The organism is Leifsonia shinshuensis, from assembly GCF_014217625.1.
Taxonomy (GTDB): domain Bacteria; phylum Actinomycetota; class Actinomycetes; order Actinomycetales; family Microbacteriaceae; genus Leifsonia; species Leifsonia shinshuensis_A.
On record NZ_CP043641.1, the window covers coordinates 1,075,502 to 1,101,521 of the forward strand.

The following is a 26,020-nucleotide window of genomic DNA, read 5'->3' on the forward strand; positions in this document are numbered from 1 at the left end:
CGGCCATGCGTCAGGACCCGTGGAGAACGGCCGCGCCGGGCGACGCTGTGGAGGACGACGCTGTGGAGGACGACGAGCGGGTCAGCGCGCCTGCGCCCCCCGCGCATCCGCCAGCAGCCCCAGCAGCGTCGCCACCGCGCGCTCGTCCGCCACGCGGAACTGCGCCGCGGTCTCGCCCTCGCCGACCTTGATGCCGAGGTCGCCCTCGTCCGGCCGCAGCACGGCGAAGCCGTCCTCGTCGGTGACGTCGTCGCCCGCGAACAGGACCGCGGTGGCGTGCGTGTAGCCGCGCAGGCGCTCGATGCCGTCGCCCTTGTTCGCGCCGCGCACCGAGAACTCGATGATGTCCTTGCCGTCGCGGATCGTCAGGGCGTCGCTGACCGACGCGGCGGCCTCGTAGGCGCGGGCCACCACCTCCGAGCCGCCATCACCCTCCAGCAGCCGGTAGTGGACGCCGAATCCGACCGGCTTCACTTCCAGGCGGGTGCCCGGCACGCTGTCGACCAGGGCGCCGAGGACCTCGCCCAGCTCGTCGAGCGTCGCGCGCTCCTCGGGCGTCAGGTCGAGGGAGACGCCGTCGCGGCCGAAACGGACCTCGACGCCGTGGGAGCCGAGCAGGAGGGCGTCCTCGTCGGCCTCGGTGACGATCTCAAGGCTGGAGAGCGGACGGCCGGAGACGTACGCGACCCACGTGTTCGGCAGGGCTTCCAGGCGGTCGAGCGCGGCCTTCGCCGCGGGGAGCATGCGGGCGGCCTTCGGCGTGTCGACGAACGGCGCGAGGGTGCCGTCGAAGTCGAGCGCCAGCAGGAGGCGCTGGGCGCCGGCCAGGCGCGCGACGGCGGTCGCGAGGGCGATAGCGGCGGGCTGGCGGTCGGAGGCGGCGTTCGGGAGGGAGGTGTCGCTCATTCGGCTCTCGTCTGTCGAAAAGGGAACGGGTCAGCGCCGGTTGACCGGCGGGTCCTGCAAGGGGTGGTCGCCGTGGGCGCTGCGGGTGAGCGCCTCCAGGAAACTCGCCGACCAGCGGGCGACGTCGTTGGTGAGCACCTTCTTGCGCAGCGCGCGCATCCGGCGCACACGATCGCGCTTCGGCATCGCGATCGCCTGGAGGATGGTGTCCTTCAGCCCCTCGATGTCGTGCGGATTGATCAGCAGCGCCTGGCGGAGCTCGTCCGAGGCGCCCGCGAACTCGCTGAGCACCAGCACGCCGTCCTCGTCCACGCGGGTGGCCACGTACTCCTTCGCCACCAGGTTCATGCCGTCGCGCAGCGCCGTCACGAGCATGACGTCGGCGGCGAGGTACAGCGCGACCATCTCCTCCTTGGGATAGCCGTGGTGGAGGTAGGCGACGGCCGTGTGGCCGAGCGTCGCGTAGTCGCCGTTGATCCGGCCGACGGTGAGCTCGATCTCGTCGCGGAGCTGGCGGTAGGTCTCCACGCGCTCGCGGCTCGGGCTGGCCACCTGCACCAGCGTGACATCCTCGACGCTCACGCGGTCGTCGCGCAGCAGCTCGCCGTAGGCCTTCAGCCGGTGGCCGATGCCCTTGGTGTAGTCGAGGCGGTCGACGCCCAGCATGATCGTGTCGGGGTTGCCGAGCTCCTCGCGGATCTCCTTGGCGCGCTCCTGGATGGAGGGGCGCCGGGCGAGCTCCTGGTACGCCTCGGCGTCGATGGAGATCGGGAAGGCCCTGGCCAGCACGGTGCGCACCAGCCCGCCGTGCTTGTTCGTGGTCACGTGCCGGTGCGACCCGGCCTCCGGGTCGTCGCTGTCGATCGGCACCTCGATGATCGGCCCACGGGTCTCGTAGCCCTTCAGCCGCCGGATGGCGCGCGAGAAGTTGCCCGCGTCCGCCACGCGCTGGAAGCCGATGACGTCGGCGCCGAGGAGGCCGTCGATGATCTGCCGCCGCCACGGGAGCTGCGAGTAGATGCCGTACGGCGGGAACGGGATGTGGTTGAAGAATCCGATGACCAGGTCCGGCCGCACCTCCCGCAGCATCGCGGGGACGAGCTGGAGCTGGTAGTCGTGCACCCAGACGACCGCGCCGTGCGCGGCGACGCTCGCGGCCGCGTCGGCGAACCGGCGGTTGACGCGCACGTAGCTCTCCCACCACTCGCGGTGGTAGCTCGGCTGGGCGATGACGTCGTGGTAGAGCGGCCAGAGCGTGTCGTTGGAGAAGCCTTCGTAGTACTCCTGCAGCTCCTGCTCGCTGAGCGCGATGGGGAGGATGCTGATGCCGTCGGCCTCGAAGGGCTCGATCTCCTCGCCCGCGACGCCGGCCCAGCCGACCCAGACGCCCTCCTCCGCCCGCATGACGGGCTGCAGCGCCGTGACCAGTCCGCCCGGCGATGGCCGCCAGGTCGCCTGCCCGGCTTCGTCGATCACGCGGTCGACGGGCAGCCGGTTGGACACGATCACCAGGTCGTACAGGTCGGTCGAGGTTTCGGGCGTCTGGCTGATGGTGGGTCAACTCCCCCAGTTGATGCAACGGTCTCCAGCCACAGTACCAGCGCCCGCATCGCCCGGCGCGGGCCCCGCGTTCCCCCGCAGGACACTGCTCGTTCAGCCGCCGTGGTTAGAGTGACGGTCGTGATGCGCATCGGCATGGGCACGACCTGCGTCTACCCGCTCGGGGTCGAGACGGCCTTCCGCACGGCCGCCGAGCTGGGCTACGACGGCGTGGAGGTCATGGTCACCCGCGACGACCGGACCCAGTCGGCCGAGCCCCTCCGGCGGCTCGCCGAGCGCTACGGCACGCGCATCCTCAGCGTCCACGCGCCCGTCCTGCTGCTGACCCACTTCGTCTGGGGGCGCGACCCCGGCGTCAAGCTGGAGCGGTCGGCCGAGCTCGCCGCGGAGCTCGGCGCCGACACCGTCGTGGTGCACCCGCCGTTCCGCTGGCAGTCCGGATATGCGGAGGACTTCCTCGGCCTGGTCCGCTCGACCGCCGCGCGCACCGGCGTGACGGTCGCGGTCGAGAACATGTTCCCGTGGAAGGTCGCCGGCCGGTCGATGGCGGGGTACGTCCCGCACTGGAACCCGGTCGGGATGGACTGCGACGCCGTCACGCTCGACTTCTCGCACGCCGCGCTGAGCGGGGTGGACGGGCTCGACCTCGCGAACCGGCTCGGCGACCGGCTGCGGCACGTGCACTTGTGCGACGGCTCCGGCCCGCTGGACGACTCGCGCGTGTTCGACGAGCACCTCATCCCGGGACGCGGCAGCCAACCGGTCGCCGAAGTGCTGCGCTCGCTCGCGGACGCCGGCTGGGACGGCTCGATCGTCGCGGAGGTGAACACGCGCAAGGCGCGCGACGCGGCGGAGCGGACGGCGATGCTCCGCGAGACGCTGGAGTTCGCGCGGAGGCACACCGACGACAGCGGCGCCCACATCGCCGCAGAGGCCGCGGAGGACGACCCCGCTACGTCGCCCGGCCCAGCAGCCGCACGAGCGCGTTCGCGTACTGGGCGTAGCCCGTCGCGGTCGGGTGGAAGGCGTCGATCCCGCTGACGTTCAGCCAGGGCTTCTTCGAGCCGATGCCGTGCCCGGCGAAGTCCACGCCGACGTAGGTCATCGGAACGCCCTGCGCGCGCTGCGTGTCGACGACGTCGGAGATGGTCTGGTTGAGGCCGAGCGTCGCCGCGTTGATGGCGGTGTCAGTGCCGAACGAGGGCGACTTCGGGTCGTAGTTGTCGAACGCGACGGCGTAGCCGGTGACGACGATGCGGGCGTTCGGGGCTGCCAGGTGGACGGCCGCGTAGACCGCCGCGAGCCGCTCCGGGAGGACGTTGAGCAGCGACAGCGCGGACGAGACGCCGTTGCGGCACGCGACCGCCTTGCCCGACGAGCACTCGGACGCGATGGCGGCCACACCGAGGTCGTTGCCGCCGATGCTCAGAGTCACCAGGTCGGTGCGGTCGTCCAGCGCGATGAGCTGGTGCTTGAGGAGGTCGGAGGTCGTCGCTCCCGCGCACGCCGCGTTGACGACCAGGTCGACCCCGGCGGCGCGCGTGAACACGCTCGGGTAGCTGAACGGGCTGGAGCGGCACTTGCCGGTCTCGTCGCCCCCGCCCATCCCCGCGGCGAACGAGTCGCCGATCGCGACGTACCGGGTCTGCGCGGTGAGCGGCTTCTTCGGGAACGGGTCGTGGGTCGCCTTCGGGGCGGGCGTGGCGCTCGCGGCAGCACCCGGCGTCGCCTCGGGATTCGCCGGCGCGGCGCACGCGGCCACGGCCAGCAGCACGGCCGCGCACAGCGCGGTCGTGAGAGCCGGACGGAGCAGACGACGTCGCATCGAGCACACGTTACCCGCTGAGGCTCGGCGTTCGATCAGACCGTGTCGGATCGGATCCGCTCGGTCAAGTCAGATCCGCTCGGTGAGGGCCAGCAGGATGGCGGGGACGGACTCCGACAGGCGCTCGGAGAACTTGCGCTCGTCGCCGGAGAGCAGCGCCCTGGCCTCCCCGTTGGCGCACACCTCGGCGATGACGCGCACCGCCTCCTCCGGGTCGATGGTGAAGCGGCGCCGGGCGCTGGCGAGCGCGGCGACGACGGTCTCGGTGAGCTCCTGGAAGAAGCCGTCCTGGTAGCGCAGGAAGTCGGCGGAGACCGCCGGGTCGCGCAGCGCGAGCAGCAGGAACTCGGACTGCACCAGCCACCAGCGCCGGTCATCCGACTGCAGTTCCAGGATGCGGGTGATCGTGCGAATGACGTCCGCGTCGTCGAGCTCCACCCCGCCTGAGCCGACCAGCGGGCGGAGGAACTGCTCGACACCGGCGTCGAGCTGCGCCAGGCGCATGGTCTTCTCGCGCTCCATGAGAGCGAAGAAGAGCTCCTCCTTGCTGGAGAAGTTGGAGTAGAACGCTCCACGGGTGAAGCCCGCCGCCTCGGCGATCGTCTCCACGCTCGCGGCCTTGACGCCCTGTTCGGCGAAGACGTCGAAGGCGGCGTCGAGGAGGCGCGTGCGGGTGCGCTGCCGGCGCGCGGACTCGACAGGCGCGTCGTCTCTGAGAGCCGTGCTGTTCAAGCTGAAACCTTCCTGTGCCGAGTTCCCGATACACGAGTGTATCCGATACAGTCGGGCATCGGATACGACGGTGTATCGAAACCCCTTCGACGGCCGGTCCCCGCCGACCGTCGTTCCCTTTTCACTACTGGAGAACGCGTGTCCTCGCTCCTGTACTCGATCGGCCGCTGGGCCTTCCGCGCCCGCAAGCTGGTCCTGTCGATGTGGCTGCTGCTGCTCGTCCTCCTGGCCGGTGGCGCCATCGCCTTCAACCAGGGCACGGACAACACATTCAGCATCCCGGGCACCGAGTCCCAGGAGGCGCTCGACACGCTGAGCAGGACGTTCCCGCAGGTCAGCGGCACCAGCGCGCAGATCGTCGTCGTGGCGCCGAAGGGCGAGACGGTCGACCAGGCGGCGATCCAGGACCCGGTGGAGAGCACCGTCACGGACCTCGCGAAGACCGCCGGGGTCGCGGGCACGACCTCCCCGTACAGCACCACGGTCAAGAACCTCATCTCGGACGACCGCAGCGCCGCGATCATCACGGTGCAGCTGCACGGCCAGCAGACGACCGTGCCCGCGGAGACGAAGACCGCGATCAAGGACGCCGGCGCCGCCCTCCAGAAGCAGCTGCCGTCCGGCTCGCAGACCGCGGTCGGCGGCCAGCTCTTCTCGCAGAACCTGCCGACGATCTCCCCGACCGAGGGCGTCGGCCTCCTGATCGCGATCGTGGTGCTGATCATCACGTTTGGGTCGATCCTCGCGGCCGGGATGCCGCTCGCGACCGCCCTGCTGGGGGTCGGGCTCTCGATGGCGCTGATCTTCATCGCGACGCTGTTCGGGCCGATCTCCTCGACCACTCCCCTGCTCGCGCTCATGCTCGGGCTCGCGGTCGGGATCGACTACTCGCTGTTCATCATCTCCCGGCACCAGAGCCAGCTGAAGGGGGGGGTCGATCCGGAGGAGTCCGCCGCACGCGCGGTGGCGACCGCGGGCTCCGCCGTGCTGTTCGCGGGGATAACGGTGATCATCGCGCTGGCGGGACTGGCCGTCGCGGGCATCCCGTTCCTGACGACCATGGGACTGGCCGCGTCGGTGGCGGTCGGCATCGCGGTGCTCGTCGCGCTCAGCCTCACACCGGCATTCCTCGGCTTCGCGGGAGCGCGTATCACGCCGGGACACCGCGCTGCCAAGCGCGCCGAGCGCGCGGCGAAGCGTGCTCAGGCGGCGGACCCGGACGCCGCGGAGGGGGCAGCGCCCGTTCCCGAGCCGGTCACGCGCAGCAACCCGTCGCTCGCCCACGCCGCCACGGCCGAGATCCCCCGGGGGCCGTTCCGCACCTGGGTGCGCGCCGTCACGCGCTTCCCCATCGCGACGGTCCTCGCCGTCGTCGTCGCGCTCGGCATCGCGGCCGTGCCCGCCCTGCAGCTGCGGCTCGCCCTCCCGGACGCCGGCTCGCACCCCAAGAACGACCCGGCGCGGATCGCGTACGACCTGGTGTCGGAGCACTTCGGCCCCGGCTACAACGGGCCCCTCATCGTGACCGGCTCGATCATCTCCAGCCACGACCCGCTCGGCCTGATGAAGAAGCTCGGGGCGGAGATCGCCGACCTCCCCGGCGTGGCGGCCGTCCCGCTGTCCACGCCGAACCAGAACGCCGACACCGGCATCGTCCAGGTCGTCCCGACCACGGCGCCGGACGATCCGCGCACCGCCCAGCTCGTCGCCGAGCTGCGCTCCAAGCACCAGCACTTCCTCGACGAGTACGGCGTCGACCTCAAGGTGACGGGCACGACCGCGGCGCAGATCGACGTCTCCACCCGGCTCGGCGGCGCGTTGCTGCCGTTCGGCATCCTCGTCGTCGGGCTCTCGCTGGTGCTGCTGACGATGGTGTTCCGGTCGATCGCCGTGCCGATCAAGGCCGCGCTCGGCTACCTGCTGTCGGTGGGCGTCGCCTTCGGCGCGGTGACCGCGGTGTTCGAGTGGGGCTGGTTCGGCGACGCCGTCCACCTGGACAAGACCGGGCCGGTGATCAGCTTCATGCCGATCATCCTGATGGGCGTGCTGTTCGGCCTCGCGATGGACTACGAGGTCTTCCTGGTCAGCCGGATCCGCGAGGACTACGTGCACGGCGGCGACGCGCGCCGCGCCATCCAGAGCGGCTTCGTCGGGTCGGCCAAGGTCGTCACCGCGGCGGCCGTCATCATGATCTCCGTGTTCGCGGCGTTCGTGCCGGAGGGCGACGCGTCGATCAAGCCGATCGCGCTCGGCCTCGCGGTCGGCGTCTTCGTGGACGCGTTCATCGTCCGGATGACGCTCGTGCCCGCTGTGCTGCAGCTCCTCGGTGACAAGGCCTGGTGGATGCCGCGCTGGCTCGACCGGATCCTCCCCTCGTTCGACGTGGAGGGCGACGGCCTGCAGAAGGAGCTGGAGCTGGCCGACTGGCCGGCGCCCGGTTCCCGGTCCATCGCGGCCGCCGACGGTCTGTCGGTCAGCGCCCGGCGCACACCGATCCTGCGCGACGTGTCGTTCCGGCTCGGCGACGGCGAGGCGCTCATCGTGCACGGCCCGGACCGCACGGCCGCCCTCGCACTGCTCATGGCGATCACCGGCCGCACACGCATCGACGGCGGCACCGTGAAGGTCGCCGGCTTCGTCCTCCCGACCCGCGGCTCTGCCGTGCGCTCGCGGACGTCCGTGGTCAGGCTCGACCACGCCGAGACGCCGGTGGAGGACGTCCGGCGCGCCCTGGCGAGCTCGCCGGTCATTCTGGGACTGGATGCCGCGGACAGCCTGACCGACCCCGTCGAGCGCCGCCGAGTGCGGGTCGAGCTCGGCCGGGCGTTCGCCGACGCCGCTGCGGCCGGCCGTCCGTTCGCGCTGGTCGTGAGCTGCGTCGACCCGTCCGGATTGGACGACCTGCTGCCGGACACCGCAGAGCCCACCGCGGTGCAGCTCGCGGTCGACTCCGACGGCGCCGCCCACGGCACCCCCTCCCGAGTCCTCGTCGACGATCACGCCGAAACGCCGGACGAGCCCGCCGACCACCACCCTACCGCCCACCTCGAGAAGGCGAACGCCCGATGACCACCCCGTCCCCTCTGCGCCGCCCGCGCTCGCTGTTCTCGCTGGAGCGGATGCGCTCCGACAAGCGGGTGACCTGGCTGACCATCGTCGGCATCGTCCTGGTTCCGCTCGTCATCGGCGGCCTGCTGGTGTGGGCGCTCTGGAACCCGACCGACCGGCTCGGCGAGGTGAAGGCGGCCGTGGTCAACCTCGACCAGCCGGTCACCGTCAACGGCCAGGTCGTCCCGCTCGGCCGGCAGATGGCTGCGGGCCTCCTCAGCGCGAAGAACGAGAACTTCACGTGGGTGCTCACCGACCAGAAGGACGCGAACGCGGGCATCGCCGACGGCAGCTACGTGGCCGTGGTGACCATCCCGAAGAACTTCTCGAAGGCGGCGACCTCCACCGCGGGGACCTCCGCCGCCGCCACGCAGGCGACCATCGACGTGCGCACCAGCCAGAAGTCGAAACTGGTCGACCCGGCGATAAGTCAGGCGGTCACCACGACCGCGACCGGCGTGCTGAACAAGCAGCTCACGACGACGTACCTGGAGAACGTCTACGTCGGGTTCAACACGCTGCACGACCAGCTCGCCAAAGCGGCGGCGGGCGCCGGCTCGCTCTCCAGCGGACTCACACAGCTCGCGAGCGGCACGCACCAGCTCGCGGACGGAGCGACCCAGCTCTCGACGGGCGCGGACTCGCTCGCGAGCGGGCTCGGGCAGCTGTCCGGCGGCGCGTCGGGGCTGGCGAGCGGGCTCGGGACGCTGTCGGACGGGATGACGCAGTACGCGAACGGGGTCTCGCAGGGGGCCGCCGCGGCGCAGCAGCTTCCGGCGGGGGCGGCGCAGCTCGCGACCGGCACGGCCGGCGTGCGCGACGGCATCGGCGCGACGGTGACAGCCTTGACGGAGCTCGAGAAGAACTGCAAGGCCTTGCACCCGGGTGTCGGCACCACGCCGGACCCGATCTGCGCGGGCATCCAGGCGACCATCGCCGGGCTCACGAAGCCGGACACGGGGCTGCAGCCCGTCGCGTCGCAGGTCGCCGCCGGTGCGCAGACCTTGTCGAGCAGCGTCGCACCGCTGCCCGGCCAGCTCGCCCAGTCGGCCTCGGCCGCGCAGCAGCTGGCCTCCGGCGCGTCCCAGTCGGCCTCCGGCGCGCAGCAGCTCGCCTCCGGGGTCCAGCAGTCGGCGGACGGCGCGTCCCAGTACGCCGCGGGCGTGCAGCAGTTCGCAGCGGGCGTGCCCGCGCTCGCGTCCGGCGCCGACCAGTCCGCGGCGGGTGCCGCGTCCCTCGCCTCCGGGCTGGACCAGGCCGTCGCGAAGCTGCCGAGCTACGACGCCGGCCAGCGCACCAACCTGGCGTCCGTCGCCTCGCAGCCGGTCGGCCAGAAGCAGTCCGGCACCACGGCGTTCGGCGCCTCCAGCGTCCCGCTGTTCGCATCCGTCGCGCTCTGGCTCGGGGCGTTCGCGTCGTTCCTGGTGCTGCAGGCGATCTCGCGGCGCGCGCTGCTGACCTCCCGCGCGGCCGGGCTGATCGCGTCCGACGGACTCGTGCCGGCCGCCGTGATCGGCGTCGTCCAGGGCCTGCTCGTCGCCGCGATCATGCAGCCGGCGATGCAGCTGGGCGTCGGAGCCTGGTTCGGGTTCGCGGGCGTCGCGGCAGCGGTCGCGGTCTGCTTCGCAGCCGTCAACCACGGGCTCGTCGCGCTGTTCGGCGGCCTCGGGCGGTTCCTGTCGATGCTCGTCGTCGTGGTGACGCTCGCCTCCGGAATCGTGTCCACGGCCCCCGGATTCTTCGACAGCGTGACGGCGTGGCTGCCGACCTCGCCCGCGATCACGGCCTTGCAGGGCGTGGTGGACGGGTCGACAGGCGTCTGGCGCGGGCTCGGCGGCCTCCTGATCTGGACCGCCATCGGCTTCGGACTCGCGCTCGCCGCAGTCGCACGACGGCGCATCGTCACCGCCGCGCAGCTGCTCCCGGCCGAGTGAGCCGGCTCAGGCAGTGGCCGCCAGCGCCAGCGTCGCGAGCACCACGGTGACCGGAGCGACCAGCAGGCCCAGCAGCATGTAGCGCCCCCAGCGGATGCGGACGTCGAACGATGTGAGCCGCTGGTGCCACAGCAGCGTCGCCAGGGACGCCCACGGCGTGATCAGCGGACCGGCGTTGACGCCGATCAGCAGCGCCGCGAGCCGCAGCGGGCTGCCCGCCGCCGGCTCCAGGGCGAGGTAGGCCGGGAGGTTGTCGATCGCGTTGGCGCCGACCATCCCGGTCAGCGACAGCCGCAGCAGCGCGAGCGGCGACTCCCCCGAGCCCGACACCCGCGCCAGCAGGGTGCCCAGTCCGTTCGCGTGCAGCGCCTCGATGAACAGGAACAGCCCGGACGCCAGCAGGACGAGCTGCCACGGCAGCAGCCCGAAACGCAGCACGGAGCGCCGCCGCACGGCGAACACCACGATCAGGACGGCAGCCGCCGACGAGGCCGGGATCCACACCGGGATGCCGGACACCAGCAGCGGCATCAGCGCGACCACCACCGCGGCCGCGATCCAGAACAGCACAGGATCCTCGATCCCGTCCTCCTGACCGGTCTCGTAGCGGACCAGCAGCTGCCGGCGCGAGATCGCGAACACCACCACCAACGGGATGACGACCGCCACGAGCGCCGGCGCCCACATCAGTGCGGCGAAGGCGAACGGCGACGGGTCGCCCATGGCGTGCTGGGCGAGCAGGTTGGTGAGGTTGGACACGGGCAGCAGCAGCGAGCCGGTGTTCGCGATCCAGACCGTGGTCAGCGCGAACGGCAGCGGGTCCAGGCCGGAGTGCCGTGCGAGCACGATCACCACGGGCGTGAGGAGCACGGCGGTGGTGTCGAGCGAGAGGAAGACCGTGCTCAGCGTCGCGACGACCGCGACGAGCAGCCAGAGCAGCCACGCCCGTCCGCGGCCCCAGCGTGCGGTCTGCTGGGCCACTACGGTGAACACCCCGGCCTCCGAGGCCAGTTCGGTCACCACCGTCACGGCGACGACGAAGAGCAGGATCGGCCACACCCGGTCCCACAGGGCCAGCGCGTCCGCGCCGGGCAGGAGCCCGGTGAGCACCGCGATCGCTCCGAGCACGAGCAGCGCAGCGCCGACGATCGCCGTCCGCATCCCGCTCCTCTCCACGCGGCACCTTCAATTCGGCGCCCCCGGCAGCGTACCCTGGCGAACGAGCGAAAGGACGCGGATGCGCAAGTTCATCTTCAACGGGGCGATCATCAGTGCGGTCATCGGACTCTGGTCCACGATCCAGGAGACCAGGGAGGGCCGGCGCGACTGGCGGGTGGTGCTCATGTGGATCAGCGCGGCGATCGGCGTCGTGATCGCCGTCGGGACGGTCCTGGAGGAGTCCCGGGAGGCCGACGAGCGCGAAATCGGGCGCTGACCGCACGATTTCCGCGGATCGTACGGCGTGTCCGCGCGTTTTGAGGTGAGTGCGGCCCGAAACTTGTTCTCGACGGAGAACCTGGAAGGGGTTGCGCGATGTTTGGTCGTAGGCGGCACGCCGCCGCCGAGGTGCAGGCGGCGCCGGTTCCTCAGCTCACGGATGCTCAGATCCTCGAAGTGGTGCACACCAAGATCGCCGAGCTGATCGGCGAGCGCGGCGAATGGACCGTGTCGCGCCGTTCGTCAGACGACACCGACTCCATCTTCCACTCCGTCCTCTCGCAATCCGTCTCGGTCGGCATCACCGCCGCCCTCGTGGAGGCACGCCGCCGCCTGGAGGCCGGAGAGACCGCTATCGCCGTCGCGTCCGAGCCGCAGCACCGCGCTCCCGCTGAACCGGTCGTGGCCGTGGCCGCCGTTCCGGCCGCCGAGGTGCACGAGGAGCCGCAGCACGAGGAGCCCGCCGCATTCGGCTGGGAGCCCGCCCCGATCACGGTCTGGACCGACCTGCGCAAGCCTGTCACCGGCGAGATCCCCACGATCGCGGAGCGCTCGGCGGCCTAGGTCGCCTCGCCGGTCATCGTCCGGCTCAGCCGATCTTCTTCCACGACGCCGGCCCGTCCGACCCCGCGCGGTAGGACTGCAACGGCACGTCGTCCTTCTTCCACGCCGAGATCACCGGCGCCACGATCCGCCACATCTCCACCGCCGTGTCGCCGCGCACCGACAGCGACGGGTCGCCGTCGAGAATGCCCTCCAGCACCTCCGCGTAGGCCAGCAGCAGCCCGGGACCGAAGTCCGCGCTGAGCGCCACCCGCTCGATCTCGTGCGGGTCGTCCGGGCCGTTGATGTTGAGCTCCAGCGACATCGCGTCCGGGGCCAGCATGATGCGCAGCATCGTCGGCTCGCGGTGCCCCTTCAGCCCGCGCGGGATGTGCCGCGCCGGCTTGAACGTGACCAGGATCTCGCGCCGGCGCGAGCCGAGCGCCTTGCCGGAGCGCAGCGTGAACGGAACGCCGGCCCAGCGCCAGGTGTCGATCTGCACCGTGACCTCTGCGAGCGTCTCGGTGTCGTTCGCCGGGTCGACGCCCGGCTCGTTGATGTACGCCGGGAGCTTCTCCCCGTCGACGGTCCCCGCGGTGTAGCGGGCCCGCCTGCTCGCCTCCACCGGGTCGTCCTTCCAGACCCGGGTCGCGCGCAGCACGGTCGCCTTGGCATCGCGCAGGTCGGTGGCGTCGAGCGCGCTCGGCGGCTCCATCGCGAACACCGCGAGCACCTGGAGCAGATGGCTCTGGATCATGTCCATCAGCGCGCCGGCGTGATCGTAGTAGCGGGCGCGGTCCTCGAGCCCCAGCGACTCGTCGTACACGATGTCGACGCTCTGGATGTGGTCGCCGTTCCACACCGGCTCCAGGATGCTGTTCGCGAAGCGCAGGCCGATCAGGTTCAACACGGTGGAGTTGCCGAGGAAGTGGTCGACGCGGTGGATCTGGTCCTCCGGCACCAGCGTCGCCAGCCGCTTGTTGAGCGCGACGGCCGAGCGCTTGTCGGTGCCGAACGGCTTCTCCAGCGCGAGCGTCAGGCCCGCGGGCAGCGTCAGCTTGCCGAGCGCCTCGCACGCCTTCGCGGTGATCGCCGGCGGCAGGGCGAAGTACAGCGCGGGCGCTCCATCGCAGGCGTCGAAGATCCGCTGGAGGTCGTCGGGCTTGGTCACATCCGCGGACAGGTACACGGTGCTCTTCAGCAGCTCGTCGACCGCAGGGCCGCCGGCCTTCACGGTCTTGAACGACGCCTTCACCACCGACCGCCACTTCGCGTCCGTCCAGTCCTCCGCGCCCGAACCGACCAGGTGGAAACGCCGTTCCGGGTGGTGGGTGAGCAACTGCCCGATCGCAGGGAGGAGGAGCCTGGACGACAGATCGCCACTCGCTCCGAGAATCACCAGAGTGCCCACGGACTGCGTCATGCGCTTCACAGTACGGCCATACTGGGGATATGTCGCTCCCCATCGAGGATTACGCCCTGATCAGTGATTGCTTCACCGGGGCCCTCGTCGGACGGGACGGCAGCATCGACTGGCTGTGCCTGCCGAGGTACGACTCGCAGTCCACGTTCGGCGCCCTGCTGGGCACCGAGGATCACGGCCGATGGCTGCTCGCACCCTCCGACCCCGAGGCCACCAGCACGCGCGCGTACGAGCGGGACACCATGATCCTGGTCACCCGCTGGCGCACCGCCACCGGTGAGGTCGAGGTGGTGGACGCGATGCCGATGGGAGACCACCGCGCCGACCTGGTGCGGCGGGTGCGCGGGGTCAGCGGGCACGTGGAGATGCGCGAGGAGCTGCGGATCCGGTTCGGGTACGCCAGCGCCATCCCCTGGGTGCGCAAGATGACCGACGAGAAGCCCGCAGCGCTCGTGGCGGTCGCCGGTCCCGACGGGCTGGTGTTCCGCGGTTCGGCGCTGCACGCGACGAACCACGCCCACGAGGGGAAGTTCACCGTCCACGCGGGTGAGACCGTCGACCTCTCGATGACGTGGTTCCCGTCGCACCGCGACGCGCCGCCCGCGCTCGACCCGGAGACGGCGCTGGAGGCGACGCGCCGCTGGTGGACGGAGTGGGCGGAAGGCTGCGACCACGACGGCCCCTACCGTGACGAGGTCGTGCGCTCGCTCCTCATCCTGCGCGCGCTGACCCACCTGGAGACCGGCGGCATCGTGGCGGCGGCGACGACCTCCCTCCCCGAGAACTTCGGCGGCGAGCGCAACTGGGACTACCGCTACGTGTGGCTGCGCGACGCGTCGCTGACCATCGGCGTGCTGCTCGCCCACGGCTACGACGACTCGGTCGACCACTGGCGCGACTGGCTGCTGCGCGCGATCGCCGGTGACCCGGGCGACGTGCAGATCATGTACGGGCTCGCGGGCGAGCGCGACCTCGCCGAGCGCGAGCTGGACAGCCTTCCCGGCTACCAGGGCGCGCATCCGGTGCGGGTCGGCAACGACGCCTCGACGCAGTTCCAGGCGGACGTGATCGGCGAGGTGATGCTGGCGCTCGATCACGGCCGCACGAACGGCGTGCAGGAGACGCGATTCTCCTGGGCACTGCAGCGCGCACTGATGGGGTTCCTGGAGCAGAACTGGCGCAAGGCCGATCACGGCATCTGGGAGATCCGCGGCGAGGAGCAGATGTTCACGCACTCCCGGGTGCTCGTCTGGGCGGCCTTCGACTGCGCGATCCGGGGTGTCGAGCAGTACGGACTCGAGGGTCCCGTCGAGCGCTGGCGGCACCTGCGCGACCAGATCCGCGCCGACGTGGAGGCCAACGGTTACGACGAGCACCGCGGCACCTACGTGCAGTACTTCGGCACCACCGAGGTGGACGCCTCCCTGCTGCTGCTCCCCCAGGTCGGCTACTGCGCCTTCGACGACCCGCGGATGCTCGGCACCGTGAAGGCGATCGAGGAGGACTTGATGCGCGACGGCCTCCCGCTGCGCTACCGCACCGAGAAGGGCGTCGACGGCCTCCCGCCCGGGGAGCACCCGTTCCTGGCCTGTGCGTTCTGGCTCGCCGAGCAGTACGCCCGCTCGCACCGGCTGGACGACGCGGTACGCCTGATGGACCGGCTGGTGTCGCTGGCCAACGACGTCGGGATGCTGTCGGAGGAGTACGACGTCGACGGCCGCTCGCAGGCGGGCAACACCCCGCAGGCGCTCACGCACCTCGCGCTGGTGCGCGCCGCCGACGCGATCGCAGAGGCGCAGGCGGGGTGACGCCCGCGATCACGGAGCCCGCCACCGAGGAGGAGGTCGACCTCGGCGAGCGGCTGGAGCTCGGCGCGCCGTGGGTCACGATCGTCTGGAACGACCCGGTGAACCTCATGTCGTACGTCACCTACGTCTTCCAGAGCTACTTCGGGTTCTCCAAGGCGGAGGCCAGACGGCTCATGCTGCTGGTGCACAACGAGGGCCGCGCGGTCGTCGCGACGGGCACCCGCGAGGAGATGGAGCGGCACGTGGAGGCCATGCACGGCTACGGGCTGTGGGCGACCCTGACGAAGGCGGACGCGTGAGGCCGTTCCGCGCCGACCGGCACGGCGGCGGCGTGCACGCGCGCTTCGAGGCGGACGAGGCCGCGATCCTGATCGGCTTCGCCGCCGAGGCCGCGGAACGCGCCGAGCGGGCCGGTTCGGAGCCGCCGGACGGGGCCTCCGCCGACCCGGCGCTGGCGCGGCTGCTGCCCGACGCGTATCCGGACGATCCGGAGGCGTCGGCGGAGTTCCGCCGGTTCACGGCCGAGCGGCTGGCGGAGTCGAAGGCGCAGAACGCGCAGGTGGTCATCGCGTCGCTCAGCGGCCCAGCGGGCGGCGCGGTCGACGTACGCCTCGACGCCGAGCAGGCGCAGGCCTGGCTGCGCGCGCTCACCGACATCCGGCTCGGGCTGGCTGCGGGTCTCGGCATCGAGGAGGACGGCGACGAAGGCGACATCCACGACCTGGAGTCGGCGACGCGCCGGGCCGTCTACGACTGGCTCGCCGCCGTCCAGGAGTTCCTCGTGCTGGCGCTCGCCCGCACCGAGCGCCACTGACCGTCGCCGAGGGGCACGTAAACGCCCCTAAAAGCGCGTTTTAGGGGCGTTTACGTGCCCCTCGGCGGTGGGTCAGACGGGGAAGCGGACGGCGGCCGCGACGGCGCCGCCGCCCGGGACGTCCTCCGCCCGCAGCGCGTAGACCTTCGCCTTGGAGGCCAGCGAGCGGCGGATGATCTCGTCCACCACGCCGTAGTTGCCGGCCGTGTCGTCGTCCAGGTACGCGATCTTGCCGGTCTCGTCGTCCAGCGAACCCGGCACCCGCCGGTCGATGTCGAACACCAGCGTCTCCACCGCGCCGTAGGTGGCGGCGCGGGCGATGTCGCTCAGGTCGACCAGGGCCGTGCCACCCGCGATGCGCGTGGAGAAGTCCTCCTTCAGCGCGTCGATCTTGCCGGCGTAGAGCCGGTCGAGCACGCCGCGCGCGGCCGTCGCCAGCTCGTCCTCGGTCTTGTCCTCCGGGTTGCCCGCGATCACGTCGTCGACCAGGCGCGGGTAGTCCGTCGCTCCGCGGAAGATCCCGGTCAGCGGCTCGGCCGACGCCAGGATCAGCGGCTCGGTGGAGGCCGCCAGCAGCGGGTGCAGCGCACGCTCGATGGCCTGCACATACTCCAGCATCCGGACCTTCTGGCCCTCGGAGCCCTGGATGCGGCCCTCGGCGGCACGCCCGCTGATGGAGGTCTTGCCGACCGCCGCCGCGACGTCCTTCGGCATCCCGTCGACCTCGATCAGCGCGGGCGGCAGCTCGGGGTCGACACGGATCAGGCGCACCGAGTTCTGCGCGAGCGCGAGGATGAGCGCCGACTGCGGGAAGGTCACCGCGCGCAGCAGCGGCTTGATGTAGAAGCGGTCGGCGACCTCGCACGCGGAGCTCAGCCGGTTCGGGAGGCGGAAGGTCTCGGCGACCTCCCCGTCCAGGAACACGGCGAGCGAGCGGGACTGGTAGCGCCAGAAGTCGCGGTCCTCCAGGATGCCCTCCCCTTCGGCCTGCACGGCGGCGATCCGGTGGCGGTCGACGCCCATCGCCTCCAGCGACTTCACCGCGAGCGCGAGGTGGTTCTTGAGCTCGATCCGCGCCTTGTCCGCCTCCGGCGGGGTCGTGCCGGTCGGCAGGTAGATGCTCACGCAGCCGGGCTCGCGGAGCGCCGCGATCCTCTCGATGTCGGCCTTGGTCGGAATGTCCTTGTACTCCACGTTTCCTCCTCGGTCGTCTGACCCGGCCGGACGGCATCGGCCGGTCGCCCCAGTCTCGTCGCGGCGCCGGAGCGGCACAAGACCCCGGGGGTGGACCGTGCGTTCGTCCCGTTGACAGATCCGAAAAGCGCGGCTACCGTCCTTTAAACCGGTTTAGACGTCACCCGTTCGGGGGACTTGCCGGAGAGACCTCGAGTTCAGACAGGAAACGCAATGAAGCGGAATCGACTCCTCGCCGCCTCGACGGGCGCAGCCCTCGCCGCCGCCGCACTCGTGCCGGCGATCGCCGCACTCCCCGCGAGCGCAGCCCCCACTCCCGCGGCCCCGGCCGCCCCCACGCTGACGAACCTCGCCCACCTGAACTTCCTGCTGGACGATGTGTCGTTGCTTCCCGGGGTCGCGGGTCACTCCACCTACCGGCAGAGCCAGGAGCCGACGGCTCGCGCCCCGTGGGTGTACGCGAACCGGAACGCCGACGGCAGCTTCACCCGCGTCGGCGGCGGCCCGATCACGAACGCCGCCAAGGGCTGGTACGCGCAGGGCTCCTTCGACGCAGACGACATCTCGCGCGCCGCGGTCGTCTACCTCCGCGACTGGAAGCAGAACGGCACCGCCGCCAGCCGCGCGTCGGCCTACGAGCTGCTGCGCGAGCTGACCTACCTGCAGGTCGACTCCGGCCCGAACGCCGGGAACGTCGTGCTCTGGCAGCAGCACGACGGCACGCTGAACCCGTCCGCCATCCCGGTCGACCAGCCGAACCCGAGCGACTCGGCCGAGTCGTTCTGGCTGGCGCGCACGGTCTGGGCGCTCGGCGAGGGCTTCGCGGGCTTCCAGAAGTCCGACCCGGCGTTCGCGTCGTTCCTCCAGCAGCGGATGTCGCTCGCGCTCCGTTCGCTGGAGCGCCAGTCGCTCGCGAAGTACGGCACCACCGAGACGGCGAGCGGCGTCACCGTGCCCGGCTGGCTCATCGTCGGCAGCGCCAGCCCGACGGCGGAGGCCGTGCTCGGCCTGAGCGCGTACACCGCGGCCGCTCCCGGCGACGCCCAGGCGCGCACCGACCTGAAGCGCTACGCGAAGGGCATCGCCGGGCTCTCCTCCGGCGGCACCGGCCAGTGGCCGTTCGGCGCGCTGCTCCCCGAAGCCAACTCCCCCACCTTCTGGCACGCCTGGGGCGGGATGCAGCCCGCGGCGCTGACCGCGGCCGCGACGCAGCTCCACGACGGCAGCCTGCAGAACGCCGCGAACACCGATCTCGCGAGCTTCACCCCGCAGCTGCTCGCCAGCGGCGGCCCGGACAACGGCTGGACGCCGACCCCGGCGGACCCGTCCCAGATCGCGTACGGCGTCGACTCTCGGGTGGAGGGCCTGGTCGCGGCCTCCGACGCGACCGGCTCGACCGGCCTCGCCACCCTCGCCGGCGCTCAGGCCGCCTGGTATTTCGGGGCCAACCCGGCGGGCGTCCCGGTCTACGACCCGGCGACCGGCGTCTGCGTCGACGGCATCGGCGGCGACGGTGGTGTCAACCGCAACTGCGGCGCCGAGTCCGTCATCCACACCGAGCTGAGCATGCTCGCGCTCGACGCCCACCCGGCGATCAAGCGCGAGGCGCTGGCGCTGACGCACCGGTCCGCCGTCGACGGCATCCAGGTCGTCGAGGCCGAGAAGGGCACGCTCACCGGTCCCGCCACTGTCGTCACCCCGCCGTCCGCGTGGACCGGCTCGGCGAACTGGTCGGGCGGCGCGTACGTCTCCGCCGCCACCGGCGCGACCGTCACGATGACCCTGCCCGCCGGCCACCCGGCCGCGCGCATCCTCCCGATCGAGGACCTCGGCCAGACTTCCACCGGCAGCACGGCCGGGACCGCCACCAGCGGGTCAGGCACCACGGCCTGGACCGCGAGCGCGGGCAACCGCACCGTGCAGCTCGGCGTCAGCCAGAACGTCCGGCCCGGCGCGCAGGGCATCGCGCCGAGTCCGGTGTTCCTCCTGCCGCAGACGCTGCAGAACACCGCTCCCGCCGACGTCGCCACGATCACCGCCCGGGTGAACGGCCAGGCCCGGCTCGACGCGGTGCTCGTGCAGCCGGTCGTCTCCCACCTCGGCCTGACCGGCACCGGCCGGCTCGACGTCTACGTCAACGCCACGAACGCGACCGTGCCGCAGCACCTCGGCTCGTCCGGCCCGGTCCTCGCGACCCGCTACGACGGCTCCGGCCGCCAGGTGGGCGCGCCGATCCCGCTGAACGGCAATGGCACCGTCACGGTCGTGCCCGGCGGCTTCACCACGGTGGTGGCGCGGTGACGCCGGCCGACATCACGATCAACGACGTCGCTCGGGCGGCGGGCGTGAGCAAGGGACTGGTCTCCCTCGCCCTCAACGGCAAGCCCGGCGTGGCGCTGGAGACCCGCGAGCGCATCCTCGCGACCGCGCGGGAACTCGGCTTCACCCCCAACCCGAGCGCCCGCGGGCTCACCACCCGGCGCGCCTACGCGCTCGGCCTCATCCTCCGCCGCGCGGCCCGCACCATCGAGGTGGACCCGTTCTTCGCGGCGTTCATCGCGGGCGTCGAGACCGTGCTCTCCGAGCGCGGCCAGGTGCTCGTGCTGACGGTCGTCCCCGACCACGAGGCGGAGGCCAGGGCCTACGAGCGGCTCGCGCTCGACAAGCGGGTCGACGGCTTCCTGCTCACCGACCTGCTCGCCGACGACCACCGCATCGGCCTCGTCCAGGAGTTCGGCTCGCAGGCGGTCTCGCTCGGCGAGCCGGTCGGCGGCAGCCCCTTCCCAGTCATCACCCGCGACTACGACTCCGGCATCGACGAGCTCGTCGCCCACCTGCTCGGTCTCGGCCACACGCGCATCGCGCACGTGTCCGGCGACGAGCGGATGCTGCACGGCCTCCGCCGCCGCGAGCGCTTCGAGCAGGCGATGGTCGAGGCCGGGTTGCGCCCGGTGATCGTCCCCACCGACTTCTCGCCCGAACAGGGCGGGGAGGCCACCAAGGCGCTCCTCGACTCCGCGGAGCCGCCCACCGCCATCGTGTACGGCAACGACCCGATGGCGATCGCGGGCATGGGGATCGCGCACGAGCGCGGCCTCCGCCTCCCCCACGACCTGTCCATCACAGGGCTCGACGGATCCCAGATCGGGACCTACATCTATCCGAGCCTGACGACCCTGGACAACGACCCGGCCGGCTGGGGCATCGCCGCCGCCACCGCACTGCTGCGGCTGGTGGAGGACGGCGAGCCTGCCGATGTCGCCCTGCCCCCTGCCCGACTGGTGGTGCGCGCCTCCACGGCCGCGCCATCGCGTCACTGAGATCACAGAAAGAGCACAGAACATGCGCAAACGCATCACCGGCTACCGCAGACTCGCGGTCGCCGTCATCAGCGCCGGCGTTGTCGCCGGCACCCTGGCCGCGTGCGGCTCCAGCGGCGGAGGCGGTCAGACCGACGCCATGAAGGCGCACGGCCCGATCACCATCTGGTACTCCAACAACGCCCAAGAGGTGCAGTGGGGCAAGGCGATGGTCTCCTCCTGGAACTCCTCGCACCCCAAGGAGCAGATCAAGGCCCAGGAGGTCCCGGCCGGCAAGAGCACCGAGGAGGTCATCGGCGCCGCCATCACGGCCGGCACCACGCCGTGCCTCGTCTTCAACAACCTCCCGGCCGCGACCGGACAGTGGGAGAAGCAGGGCGGCCTGGTCGACCTGTCGAAGTTCTCCGACGGCAACTCGTACATCGAGGGCCGTAGCGGCAAGACCGCGGACCAGTACAAGTCCCCGAACGGCGACTTCTACCAGATGCCGTGGAAGCAGAACCCGGTGATGATCTTCTACAACAAGGCCATCTTCCAGAAGGCCGGCATCGACCCGAACAGCCCGGACCTGTCGACCTACGACAAGTTCCTGGCCGCCGCCCAGAAGATCAAGTCCTCCGGAGCTGCGCCGTACGCCATCTACCCGGCGCCGACCAGCGAGTTCTTCCAGCCGAACTTCGACTACCTGCCCCTGCTGGCCGCGCAGACCGGCGGCAAGACGTTCATCGAGAACGGCAAGTCGAACATCACCAGCCAGGACTCGATCGACGTCGCCAACTTCTGGAAGAGCATCTACGCCGACGGCCTCGCCGGCAAGGAGGCCTACCAGGGCGACGCGTTCGCCGACGGCAAGTCGGCCATGGCCATCGTCGGGCCGTGGGCCATCGCGGTCTACAACAAGGTCCAGTGGGGCTCGGTGCCCGTCCCGACCAAGGACGGCAAGTCGGCCGACCAGACCTATACCTTCCCCGACGCGAAGAACATCGGCATGTACACCTCGTGCAAGAACCAGGGCACCGCGTGGGACGTCATCAAGTACGCCACCTCGAAGGACCAGGACGGCAAGCTGCTGAACGTCACCGGCCAGATGCCGATCCGCTCCAACGTGTCCAGCGTGTACGCGAGCTACTTCGACTCGCACCCGGCGTACAAGGAGTTCGGAAACCAGAGCGAGCGGACCGCTGACGACCCGACCGGCGTCAACACCATCGCCCAGCTCCAGGCCTTGCGCGACGCCTACTCCAAGTCGGTGATCAACGGCACCGGCACGGTGGAGGACGCGTTCAAGGCCGCGTCGCAGAAGATCGACCAGCTCCAGGCTCAGAAGTAATCATGAGCACCCTCTCCGCACCCCCGGCGGCAGGCACCACGCCTGCCGCCGGGGCGAGCCCCGGACGGCGGCCGCCTCTGCTGCGGCGGATCCTCGGCCGCAACCCGCTCGGCTGGCTGTTCGCCGCGCCGTACCTGGTCTTCGTCCTGCTGATCTTCGCGTACCCCCTGGTGTACGCGGTCTACATCTCGTTCTTCGACTACTTCTTCGCGGCCCCCGGCGCGCAGGTGACGCAGCCCTTCGTGGGCCTGCAGAACTACGTGCAGGTCTTCACCGACCCGGCCGTGATCCAGTCGTTCATCAATGTCGGGATCTTCCTGATCATCAACGTGCCGCTCACCGTGGTGCTCTCGCTGGTGCTCGCGAACGGGCTCAACAGCATCACCCGGTTCCGGACGTTCCTGCGCGTGAGCTACTACGTCCCGTACGTCACGGCGAGCGTCGCGATCATCGGCGTCTGGCTGTTCCTGTTCAACAGCACCGGGCTGGTCAACCAGATCCTCGGCCCGCTCGCCCCGAACCCGTCGTGGTTCGTGAACCCGGTGCTGGCGATGCCGACCATCGCGATCTACGTGACCTGGAAGCAGCTCGGCCTCTACATCCTGCTGTACCTCGCGGCGCTGCAGAACGTGCCGCGCGAGCTCTACGAGTCGGCCGCGACCGACGGCGCAGGGAGGGTGCGGCAGTTCTTCTCCGTCACCGTCCCCGGTGTCCGCCCCGCGACCGTGCTGGTGCTGCTGCTCGCCACCATCACCGGCGCCAACCTGTTCACCGAGCCGTACCTCCTCACCGGTGGCGGCGGCCCGGACGGCCACTCGACCTCGCCGGTGCTGCTGATCTACCAGCAGGGCATCCAGCAGGGTCACCCCGGCTACGCCGCCGCGATCGGCGTCGTGCTCGTGATCCTGGTGCTGATCATCGGCTGGCTGCAGAACCGATTCGCGGGAGGACGCGACTGATGACCACGCTCAAGACCACCGGCGCCGACAAGGCGCCGCGGAGCCCGCGCGTCGCACGGCGGGGACGCAGGGACATGGCCGCCTCCACGAGGCTCAGCCGACCGCAGGCGATCCTGCAGGGCGTCGTGCTGACGCTCGGGGCCATCGCTTTCCTCTTCCCCTTCTACTACATGCTGATCGGGTCGCTCCAGGCGTCGCCCGACACGAGCGTGGCCGGGGCGTTCCCGAATCCGGCGAATCTCACGCTGCACAACTACGCGGCCATCGACTCCCGGATCAACCTCTGGCAGGGCCTCGTCAACTCGGGGATCTTCACCGGCGGCGTGCTGCTGTGCACGGTGGTGTTCGGCGTGCTCGCCGGATACGCGCTCTCGATCCTGCAGTGGCGCGGGCGCGGGGTGACCTTCGCGCTGGCGCTGCTGGTGCAGACCATCCCCTTCCAGCTCCTGATGATCCCGCTGTACGTGCTCATCGCGCGCAACTACGGGCTGGCCGACAACTATCTGGGGATGATCCTGCCGTTCGCCATCAACTCGGCGGCGGTGCTGATCTTCCGGCAGTACTTCCTGCAGCTCCCCCGCGAGCTGTTCGACGCCGCCCGGGTGGACGGGGCAGGGGAGTTCACCCTGCTCTGGCGGGTCGCCCTCCCGTTGGTGCGGCCGGCGCTGGTCACGGTGCTGCTGCTGACCTTCATCGGACCGTGGAACGAGTTCCTCTGGCCGTTCCTGATCACGAAGGAGGCGAGCCTGCAGCCGCTGGCCGTCTCGCTGGCGAACTACATCAGCACCGTCGCTGCCTCCACGTCCAACCCGTACGGCGCGATCCTCGCCGGAGCGGTGGTGCTGGCCGCGCCCGTCGTGGTGCTGTTCATCGTGTTCCAGCGCTACTTCACCTCCACCGACATCGGCTCGTCCGTCAAGGGCTGAGCCGCCCACCCCGCCCGTCACACGACACGCAACGCAAGGAGAACCGTGGACGCCGCCGATACCGACGCCCTCCGCCTCAGCTACGAGGAGGCGCTGGGTCACACCAACGCCCTCACCGACCACATCTCGACCGACCACTTCTCGGCGCACTACGTCGACCCGCCGGACTGGGCGATCGGCCCGTTCGAGCGGGACCCGTCGCTGACCTTCCGGCTCGAGGGCCAGTGGGACGACCCCACCGGCGTCGGCTGGACGAGCCGCGCGATCTTCAACCCGACGATGATCGAACGCGCGGATGATCAGCACCGCGAGCTGCACCTGTTCTACCGGGCCTCGCCGCGGATGGAGTCGACGGCCAGCCGGATCGGGCACGCCGTGCGCCGCGACGGCGTCTGGCACGACGATCCCGCCAACCCGGTCGTGTACCCCACGCTCGGCAACGAGACGCTCGGCGTCGAGGACCCGAAGGTCTACGAGGCCGACGGCCGCTACGTGCTGTTCTACAACGCGATCCGCCGCGACGCGAACGGTGAGACCGCGGTCGACATCATGGGCGCGGTCTCCGACGACCTGGTGTCGTGGGAGAAGACCGGACTGGCCGTGCCGCTGGAGGTCTCCCAGGGCTGGGCGAAGGGCGCCGTGGTGCCGCGCGACGAGCACGGCCGCGCCGTACGGATCGGCGGCGAGTACCTGATGTACCTCTCCGAGGGCTGCGGAGGCCGGCCGATGATCGGGCACTCCGACGACCTGGTCTCCTGGACCTTCGCCGAGCAGCCCTACCTCGACCTGTCGCCGCTGCCCGGCAGCCTGTTCGAGGTCGCCTGCGCCGTGGTGCGCGGCGACGACCTCGTGCTGGACTTCTTCTACGCCGACGAGAACGGCGACTTCGCCGCCGCCCAGGCGCACTACTCCGTCGACGCCCCGTTCACGCAGACCGGCCTCCACCGCGGCGGCTCGCTCGCCTGGGGCGGCCTGCAGAGGCTCGACGGCCGCTGGTCGTTCGCGCAAGGCTGGGACGCTCCCCGGGGGACGCGCGAACTCTATGTCTACAAGGAGGTCACGAAGTGACTGAACCGTTCCCGTACGCACTCACCCGCGCCGGCGTGGTGATGACGCCCGACCCGGCCGAGCCGCTGGAGTCCGAAGGCGTGCTGAACCCCGCGTCCGGCCGCGACGGCGATGGCGAGCTGTACCTGCTTCCGCGGCTGGTGGCCGACGGCAACGTGTCGCGCGTGGGCCTCGCCCGCGTCGTGGTCGAAGGCGGCGTGCCCGTCGGCGTCGAGCGGGAGGGCGTCGTGCTGGCGCCGGACCGCGACTTCGAGCGCGGACGCCGCAACTCGGGCGTGGAGGACCCGCGGACGACGTTCGTGCCGGCGCTCGGCCTCCACCTGATGACGTATGTCGCGTACGGTCCGCTCGGGCCGCGCACCGCCGTCGCCGTGTCCTCCGACCTGCGATCGTGGCAGCGCCTCGGTCCGGTGAGCTTCGAGTACGACGACGGGCTCGGCGTCGACCTGGCCCTGTTCCACAACAAGGACACCGTGTTCTTCCCCGAGCCGGTGACTGGGCCGGACGGCGTGGAGTCCCTGGCCGTGCTGCACCGTCCGGTGTGGGACCTCGGCGAAGTCCGCGAGGGCGAGGGCGCGCATCCGCCGACCGGGCTGGAGGAGAAGCGTCCCAGCATCTGGATCGCGTTCATCCCGCTGGCCGCGGTGCGCGACGACCTCGGCGAGCTGACCCGGTGGCGGCACAACCGCTTCCTGGCCGGCCCCGAGTACGCGTTCGAGGAGCTGAAGATCGGCGCGGGCCCCGCCCCGATCCGGGTCCCGGAGGGCTGGCTCCTGCTGCACCACGGCGTCACCGGCCGCCTGGAGCGCGGCGTCGACCAGCAGAAGCACGTGAACTACGCGGCCGGGGCGATGATCCTCGACGCCGACGAGCCGTGGAAGGTGATCCGGCGCACCGAGGAGCCGCTGCTCAGCGCCGAGACCGAGGAGGAGCGCAGCGGCATCGTGCCGAACGTCGTCTTCCCGACCGCGATCGAGCGCGTGGGCGACGTCGACTGGGTGTTCTACGGGATGGCGGACTCCAAGATCGGTGTCGCGCGGCTGGAGCGGGTGGGCTGAGCCTGGATCGCGGGGTTCGGACCGCGGCATGATGTCGAGATGACGCCTCCCCGTTCGTATGGACGGTGAGAGGAA

The 26,020-nt window shown here is 71.1% G+C and carries 22 protein-coding genes; 15 read left to right on the forward strand and 7 right to left on the reverse strand.

Annotated elements, in window-relative coordinates; genetic code table 11:
• Nucleotides 1–81 precede the first annotated feature (81 nt).
• Both otsB and otsA read right to left on the reverse strand, forming a co-directional pair.
• Nucleotides 82–906, reverse strand: a complete 825-nt coding sequence (gene otsB, locus F1C12_RS05200; RefSeq protein WP_185277755.1) for a trehalose-phosphatase — start codon at nucleotides 904–906, stop codon at nucleotides 82–84.
• A 30-nt stretch (nucleotides 907–936) separates the two neighbouring features.
• Nucleotides 937–2,409, reverse strand: a complete 1,473-nt coding sequence (otsA, locus tag F1C12_RS05205; protein WP_185277756.1) for an alpha,alpha-trehalose-phosphate synthase (UDP-forming) — start codon at nucleotides 2,407–2,409, stop codon at nucleotides 937–939.
• Between the two features lie 180 nt (nucleotides 2,410–2,589).
• Here otsA and F1C12_RS05210 point away from each other — a divergent pair, with 180 nt between their 5' ends.
• Nucleotides 2,590–3,507, forward strand: a complete 918-nt coding sequence (locus tag F1C12_RS05210; RefSeq protein WP_308458009.1) for a sugar phosphate isomerase/epimerase family protein — start codon at nucleotides 2,590–2,592, stop codon at nucleotides 3,505–3,507.
• Here the strand turns inward: F1C12_RS05210 and F1C12_RS05215 are convergent.
• Nucleotides 3,419–4,291 carry an SGNH/GDSL hydrolase family protein gene (locus F1C12_RS05215; protein WP_185277758.1) on the reverse strand — a complete coding sequence of 291 codons (873 nt, stop codon included), beginning with the start codon at nucleotides 4,289–4,291 and terminating at the stop codon, nucleotides 3,419–3,421. The two genes, F1C12_RS05210 and F1C12_RS05215, sit on opposite strands and share 89 nt — an antisense overlap.
• A 69-nt stretch (nucleotides 4,292–4,360) precedes the next feature.
• A complete protein-coding gene (locus F1C12_RS05220; RefSeq protein WP_258046127.1) occupies nucleotides 4,361–5,023 on the reverse strand; it encodes a TetR/AcrR family transcriptional regulator in 663 nt (220 codons plus the stop codon).
• Nucleotides 5,024–5,161: 138 nt separating this feature from the next.
• Between F1C12_RS05220 and F1C12_RS05225 the strand changes: the two genes are divergently transcribed.
• Both F1C12_RS05225 and F1C12_RS05230 read left to right on the forward strand, forming a co-directional pair.
• Nucleotides 5,162–8,092, forward strand: coding sequence for an MMPL family transporter (locus F1C12_RS05225; protein ID WP_185277759.1), 2,931 nt, complete (start codon nucleotides 5,162–5,164; stop codon nucleotides 8,090–8,092).
• The gene (locus tag F1C12_RS05230; RefSeq protein ID WP_185277760.1) at nucleotides 8,089–10,065 is read left to right on the forward strand and encodes a YhgE/Pip domain-containing protein; all 1,977 of its coding nucleotides are present in this window, start codon (nucleotides 8,089–8,091) and stop codon (nucleotides 10,063–10,065) included. The genes F1C12_RS05225 and F1C12_RS05230 overlap by 4 nt, the downstream gene beginning before the upstream one ends.
• Nucleotides 10,066–10,071: 6 nt before the next feature.
• Here the strand turns inward: F1C12_RS05230 and F1C12_RS05235 are convergent, their stop codons facing one another.
• Nucleotides 10,072–11,226, reverse strand: coding sequence for an SLC13 family permease (locus tag F1C12_RS05235; RefSeq protein ID WP_185277761.1), 1,155 nt, complete (start codon nucleotides 11,224–11,226; stop codon nucleotides 10,072–10,074).
• A gap of 76 nt (nucleotides 11,227–11,302) precedes the next feature.
• On the opposite strand from F1C12_RS05235, the gene F1C12_RS05240 reads away from it, so the two are divergent.
• Together F1C12_RS05240 and F1C12_RS05245 are read left to right on the forward strand one after the other, a co-directional pair.
• Entirely contained in the window at nucleotides 11,303–11,500 is a 198-nt protein-coding gene (locus tag F1C12_RS05240; protein WP_185277762.1) for a hypothetical protein, read from the forward strand.
• A gap of 98 nt (nucleotides 11,501–11,598) precedes the next feature.
• A complete protein-coding gene (locus F1C12_RS05245) occupies nucleotides 11,599–12,066 on the forward strand; it encodes a hypothetical protein (protein ID WP_258046128.1) in 468 nt (155 codons plus the stop codon).
• A 25-nt stretch (nucleotides 12,067–12,091) separates the two neighbouring features.
• Here the strand turns inward: F1C12_RS05245 and F1C12_RS05250 are convergent, their stop codons facing one another.
• Nucleotides 12,092–13,468, reverse strand: coding sequence for a glucose-6-phosphate dehydrogenase (locus tag F1C12_RS05250; RefSeq protein WP_185277763.1), 1,377 nt, complete (start codon nucleotides 13,466–13,468; stop codon nucleotides 12,092–12,094).
• A gap of 29 nt (nucleotides 13,469–13,497) precedes the next feature.
• On the opposite strand from F1C12_RS05250, the gene F1C12_RS05255 reads away from it, so the two are divergent.
• The 3 genes from F1C12_RS05255 to F1C12_RS05265 are packed head-to-tail and all read left to right on the forward strand — an operon-like array spanning nucleotide 13,498 to nucleotide 16,090.
• Nucleotides 13,498–15,276 (forward strand): glycoside hydrolase family 15 protein, encoded by a 1,779-nt coding sequence (locus F1C12_RS05255; RefSeq protein ID WP_185277764.1) that lies wholly within the window; start codon nucleotides 13,498–13,500, stop codon nucleotides 15,274–15,276.
• The gene (gene clpS, locus F1C12_RS05260; RefSeq protein ID WP_219732683.1) at nucleotides 15,273–15,575 is read left to right on the forward strand and encodes an ATP-dependent Clp protease adapter ClpS; all 303 of its coding nucleotides are present in this window, start codon (nucleotides 15,273–15,275) and stop codon (nucleotides 15,573–15,575) included. The genes F1C12_RS05255 and clpS overlap by 4 nt, the downstream gene beginning before the upstream one ends.
• The gene (locus F1C12_RS05265) at nucleotides 15,572–16,090 is read left to right on the forward strand and encodes a DUF2017 domain-containing protein (RefSeq protein ID WP_185277765.1); all 519 of its coding nucleotides are present in this window, start codon (nucleotides 15,572–15,574) and stop codon (nucleotides 16,088–16,090) included. The genes clpS and F1C12_RS05265 overlap by 4 nt, the downstream gene beginning before the upstream one ends.
• Nucleotides 16,091–16,162: 72 nt before the next feature.
• On the opposite strand, the gene F1C12_RS05270 is transcribed toward F1C12_RS05265, so the two are convergent.
• Nucleotides 16,163–17,284, reverse strand: a complete 1,122-nt coding sequence (locus F1C12_RS05270; protein WP_185277766.1) for a baeRF8 domain-containing protein — start codon at nucleotides 17,282–17,284, stop codon at nucleotides 16,163–16,165.
• Between the two features lie 213 nt (nucleotides 17,285–17,497).
• On the opposite strand from F1C12_RS05270, the gene F1C12_RS05275 reads away from it, so the two are divergent.
• Genes F1C12_RS05275 through F1C12_RS05305 form a run of 7 tightly spaced genes read left to right on the forward strand, consistent with a single transcriptional unit; the run spans nucleotide 17,498 to nucleotide 25,945 of the window.
• The gene (locus F1C12_RS05275) at nucleotides 17,498–19,585 is read left to right on the forward strand and encodes a hypothetical protein (protein WP_258046129.1); all 2,088 of its coding nucleotides are present in this window, start codon (nucleotides 17,498–17,500) and stop codon (nucleotides 19,583–19,585) included.
• The gene (locus F1C12_RS05280) at nucleotides 19,582–20,604 is read left to right on the forward strand and encodes a LacI family DNA-binding transcriptional regulator (protein WP_185277767.1); all 1,023 of its coding nucleotides are present in this window, start codon (nucleotides 19,582–19,584) and stop codon (nucleotides 20,602–20,604) included. Before F1C12_RS05275 ends, F1C12_RS05280 begins: the two co-directional genes overlap by 4 nt.
• Before the next feature lie 22 nt (nucleotides 20,605–20,626).
• Nucleotides 20,627–21,934, forward strand: coding sequence for an ABC transporter substrate-binding protein (locus tag F1C12_RS05285; protein ID WP_185277768.1), 1,308 nt, complete (start codon nucleotides 20,627–20,629; stop codon nucleotides 21,932–21,934).
• A 2-nt stretch (nucleotides 21,935–21,936) separates the two neighbouring features.
• Nucleotides 21,937–22,893, forward strand: a complete 957-nt coding sequence (locus F1C12_RS05290; protein WP_185277769.1) for a carbohydrate ABC transporter permease — start codon at nucleotides 21,937–21,939, stop codon at nucleotides 22,891–22,893.
• Nucleotides 22,893–23,819, forward strand: a complete 927-nt coding sequence (locus F1C12_RS05295) for a carbohydrate ABC transporter permease (protein ID WP_374939554.1) — start codon at nucleotides 22,893–22,895, stop codon at nucleotides 23,817–23,819. Before F1C12_RS05290 ends, F1C12_RS05295 begins: the two co-directional genes overlap by 1 nt.
• A gap of 45 nt (nucleotides 23,820–23,864) precedes the next feature.
• Nucleotides 23,865–24,887 carry a glycoside hydrolase family 130 protein gene (locus F1C12_RS05300; protein ID WP_185277770.1) on the forward strand — a complete coding sequence of 341 codons (1,023 nt, stop codon included), beginning with the start codon at nucleotides 23,865–23,867 and terminating at the stop codon, nucleotides 24,885–24,887.
• A gap of 41 nt (nucleotides 24,888–24,928) precedes the next feature.
• Nucleotides 24,929–25,945, forward strand: a complete 1,017-nt coding sequence (locus F1C12_RS05305; RefSeq protein ID WP_185278799.1) for a glycoside hydrolase family 130 protein — start codon at nucleotides 24,929–24,931, stop codon at nucleotides 25,943–25,945.
• Nucleotides 25,946–26,020 lie beyond the last annotated feature (75 nt).

What these genes read in the sequence shown, in the direction of transcription:
- otsB (WP_185277755.1), bottom strand. Translation starts at nt 906, where the DNA reads ATGAGCGACACCTCCCTCCCGAACGCCGCCTCCGACCGCCAGCCCGCC.
- F1C12_RS05210 (WP_308458009.1), top strand. Translation starts at nt 2,590, where the DNA reads ATGCGCATCGGCATGGGCACGACCTGCGTCTACCCGCTCGGGGTCGAG.
- F1C12_RS05215 (WP_185277758.1), bottom strand. Translation starts at nt 4,291, where the DNA reads ATGCGACGTCGTCTGCTCCGTCCGGCTCTCACGACCGCGCTGTGCGCG.
- F1C12_RS05230 (WP_185277760.1), top strand. Translation starts at nt 8,089, where the DNA reads ATGACCACCCCGTCCCCTCTGCGCCGCCCGCGCTCGCTGTTCTCGCTG.
- F1C12_RS05235 (WP_185277761.1), bottom strand. Translation starts at nt 11,226, where the DNA reads ATGCGGACGGCGATCGTCGGCGCTGCGCTGCTCGTGCTCGGAGCGATC.
- F1C12_RS05240 (WP_185277762.1), top strand. Translation starts at nt 11,303, where the DNA reads ATGCGCAAGTTCATCTTCAACGGGGCGATCATCAGTGCGGTCATCGGA.
- F1C12_RS05245 (WP_258046128.1), top strand. Translation starts at nt 11,599, where the DNA reads ATGTTTGGTCGTAGGCGGCACGCCGCCGCCGAGGTGCAGGCGGCGCCG.
- F1C12_RS05250 (WP_185277763.1), bottom strand. Translation starts at nt 13,468, where the DNA reads ATGACGCAGTCCGTGGGCACTCTGGTGATTCTCGGAGCGAGTGGCGAT.
- F1C12_RS05255 (WP_185277764.1), top strand. Translation starts at nt 13,498, where the DNA reads ATGTCGCTCCCCATCGAGGATTACGCCCTGATCAGTGATTGCTTCACC.
- F1C12_RS05275 (WP_258046129.1), top strand. Translation starts at nt 17,498, where the DNA reads ATGAAGCGGAATCGACTCCTCGCCGCCTCGACGGGCGCAGCCCTCGCC.
- F1C12_RS05285 (WP_185277768.1), top strand. Translation starts at nt 20,627, where the DNA reads ATGCGCAAACGCATCACCGGCTACCGCAGACTCGCGGTCGCCGTCATC.
- F1C12_RS05290 (WP_185277769.1), top strand. Translation starts at nt 21,937, where the DNA reads ATGAGCACCCTCTCCGCACCCCCGGCGGCAGGCACCACGCCTGCCGCC.
- F1C12_RS05295 (WP_374939554.1), top strand. Translation starts at nt 22,893, where the DNA reads ATGACCACGCTCAAGACCACCGGCGCCGACAAGGCGCCGCGGAGCCCG.
- F1C12_RS05305 (WP_185278799.1), top strand. Translation starts at nt 24,929, where the DNA reads ATGACGCCCGACCCGGCCGAGCCGCTGGAGTCCGAAGGCGTGCTGAAC.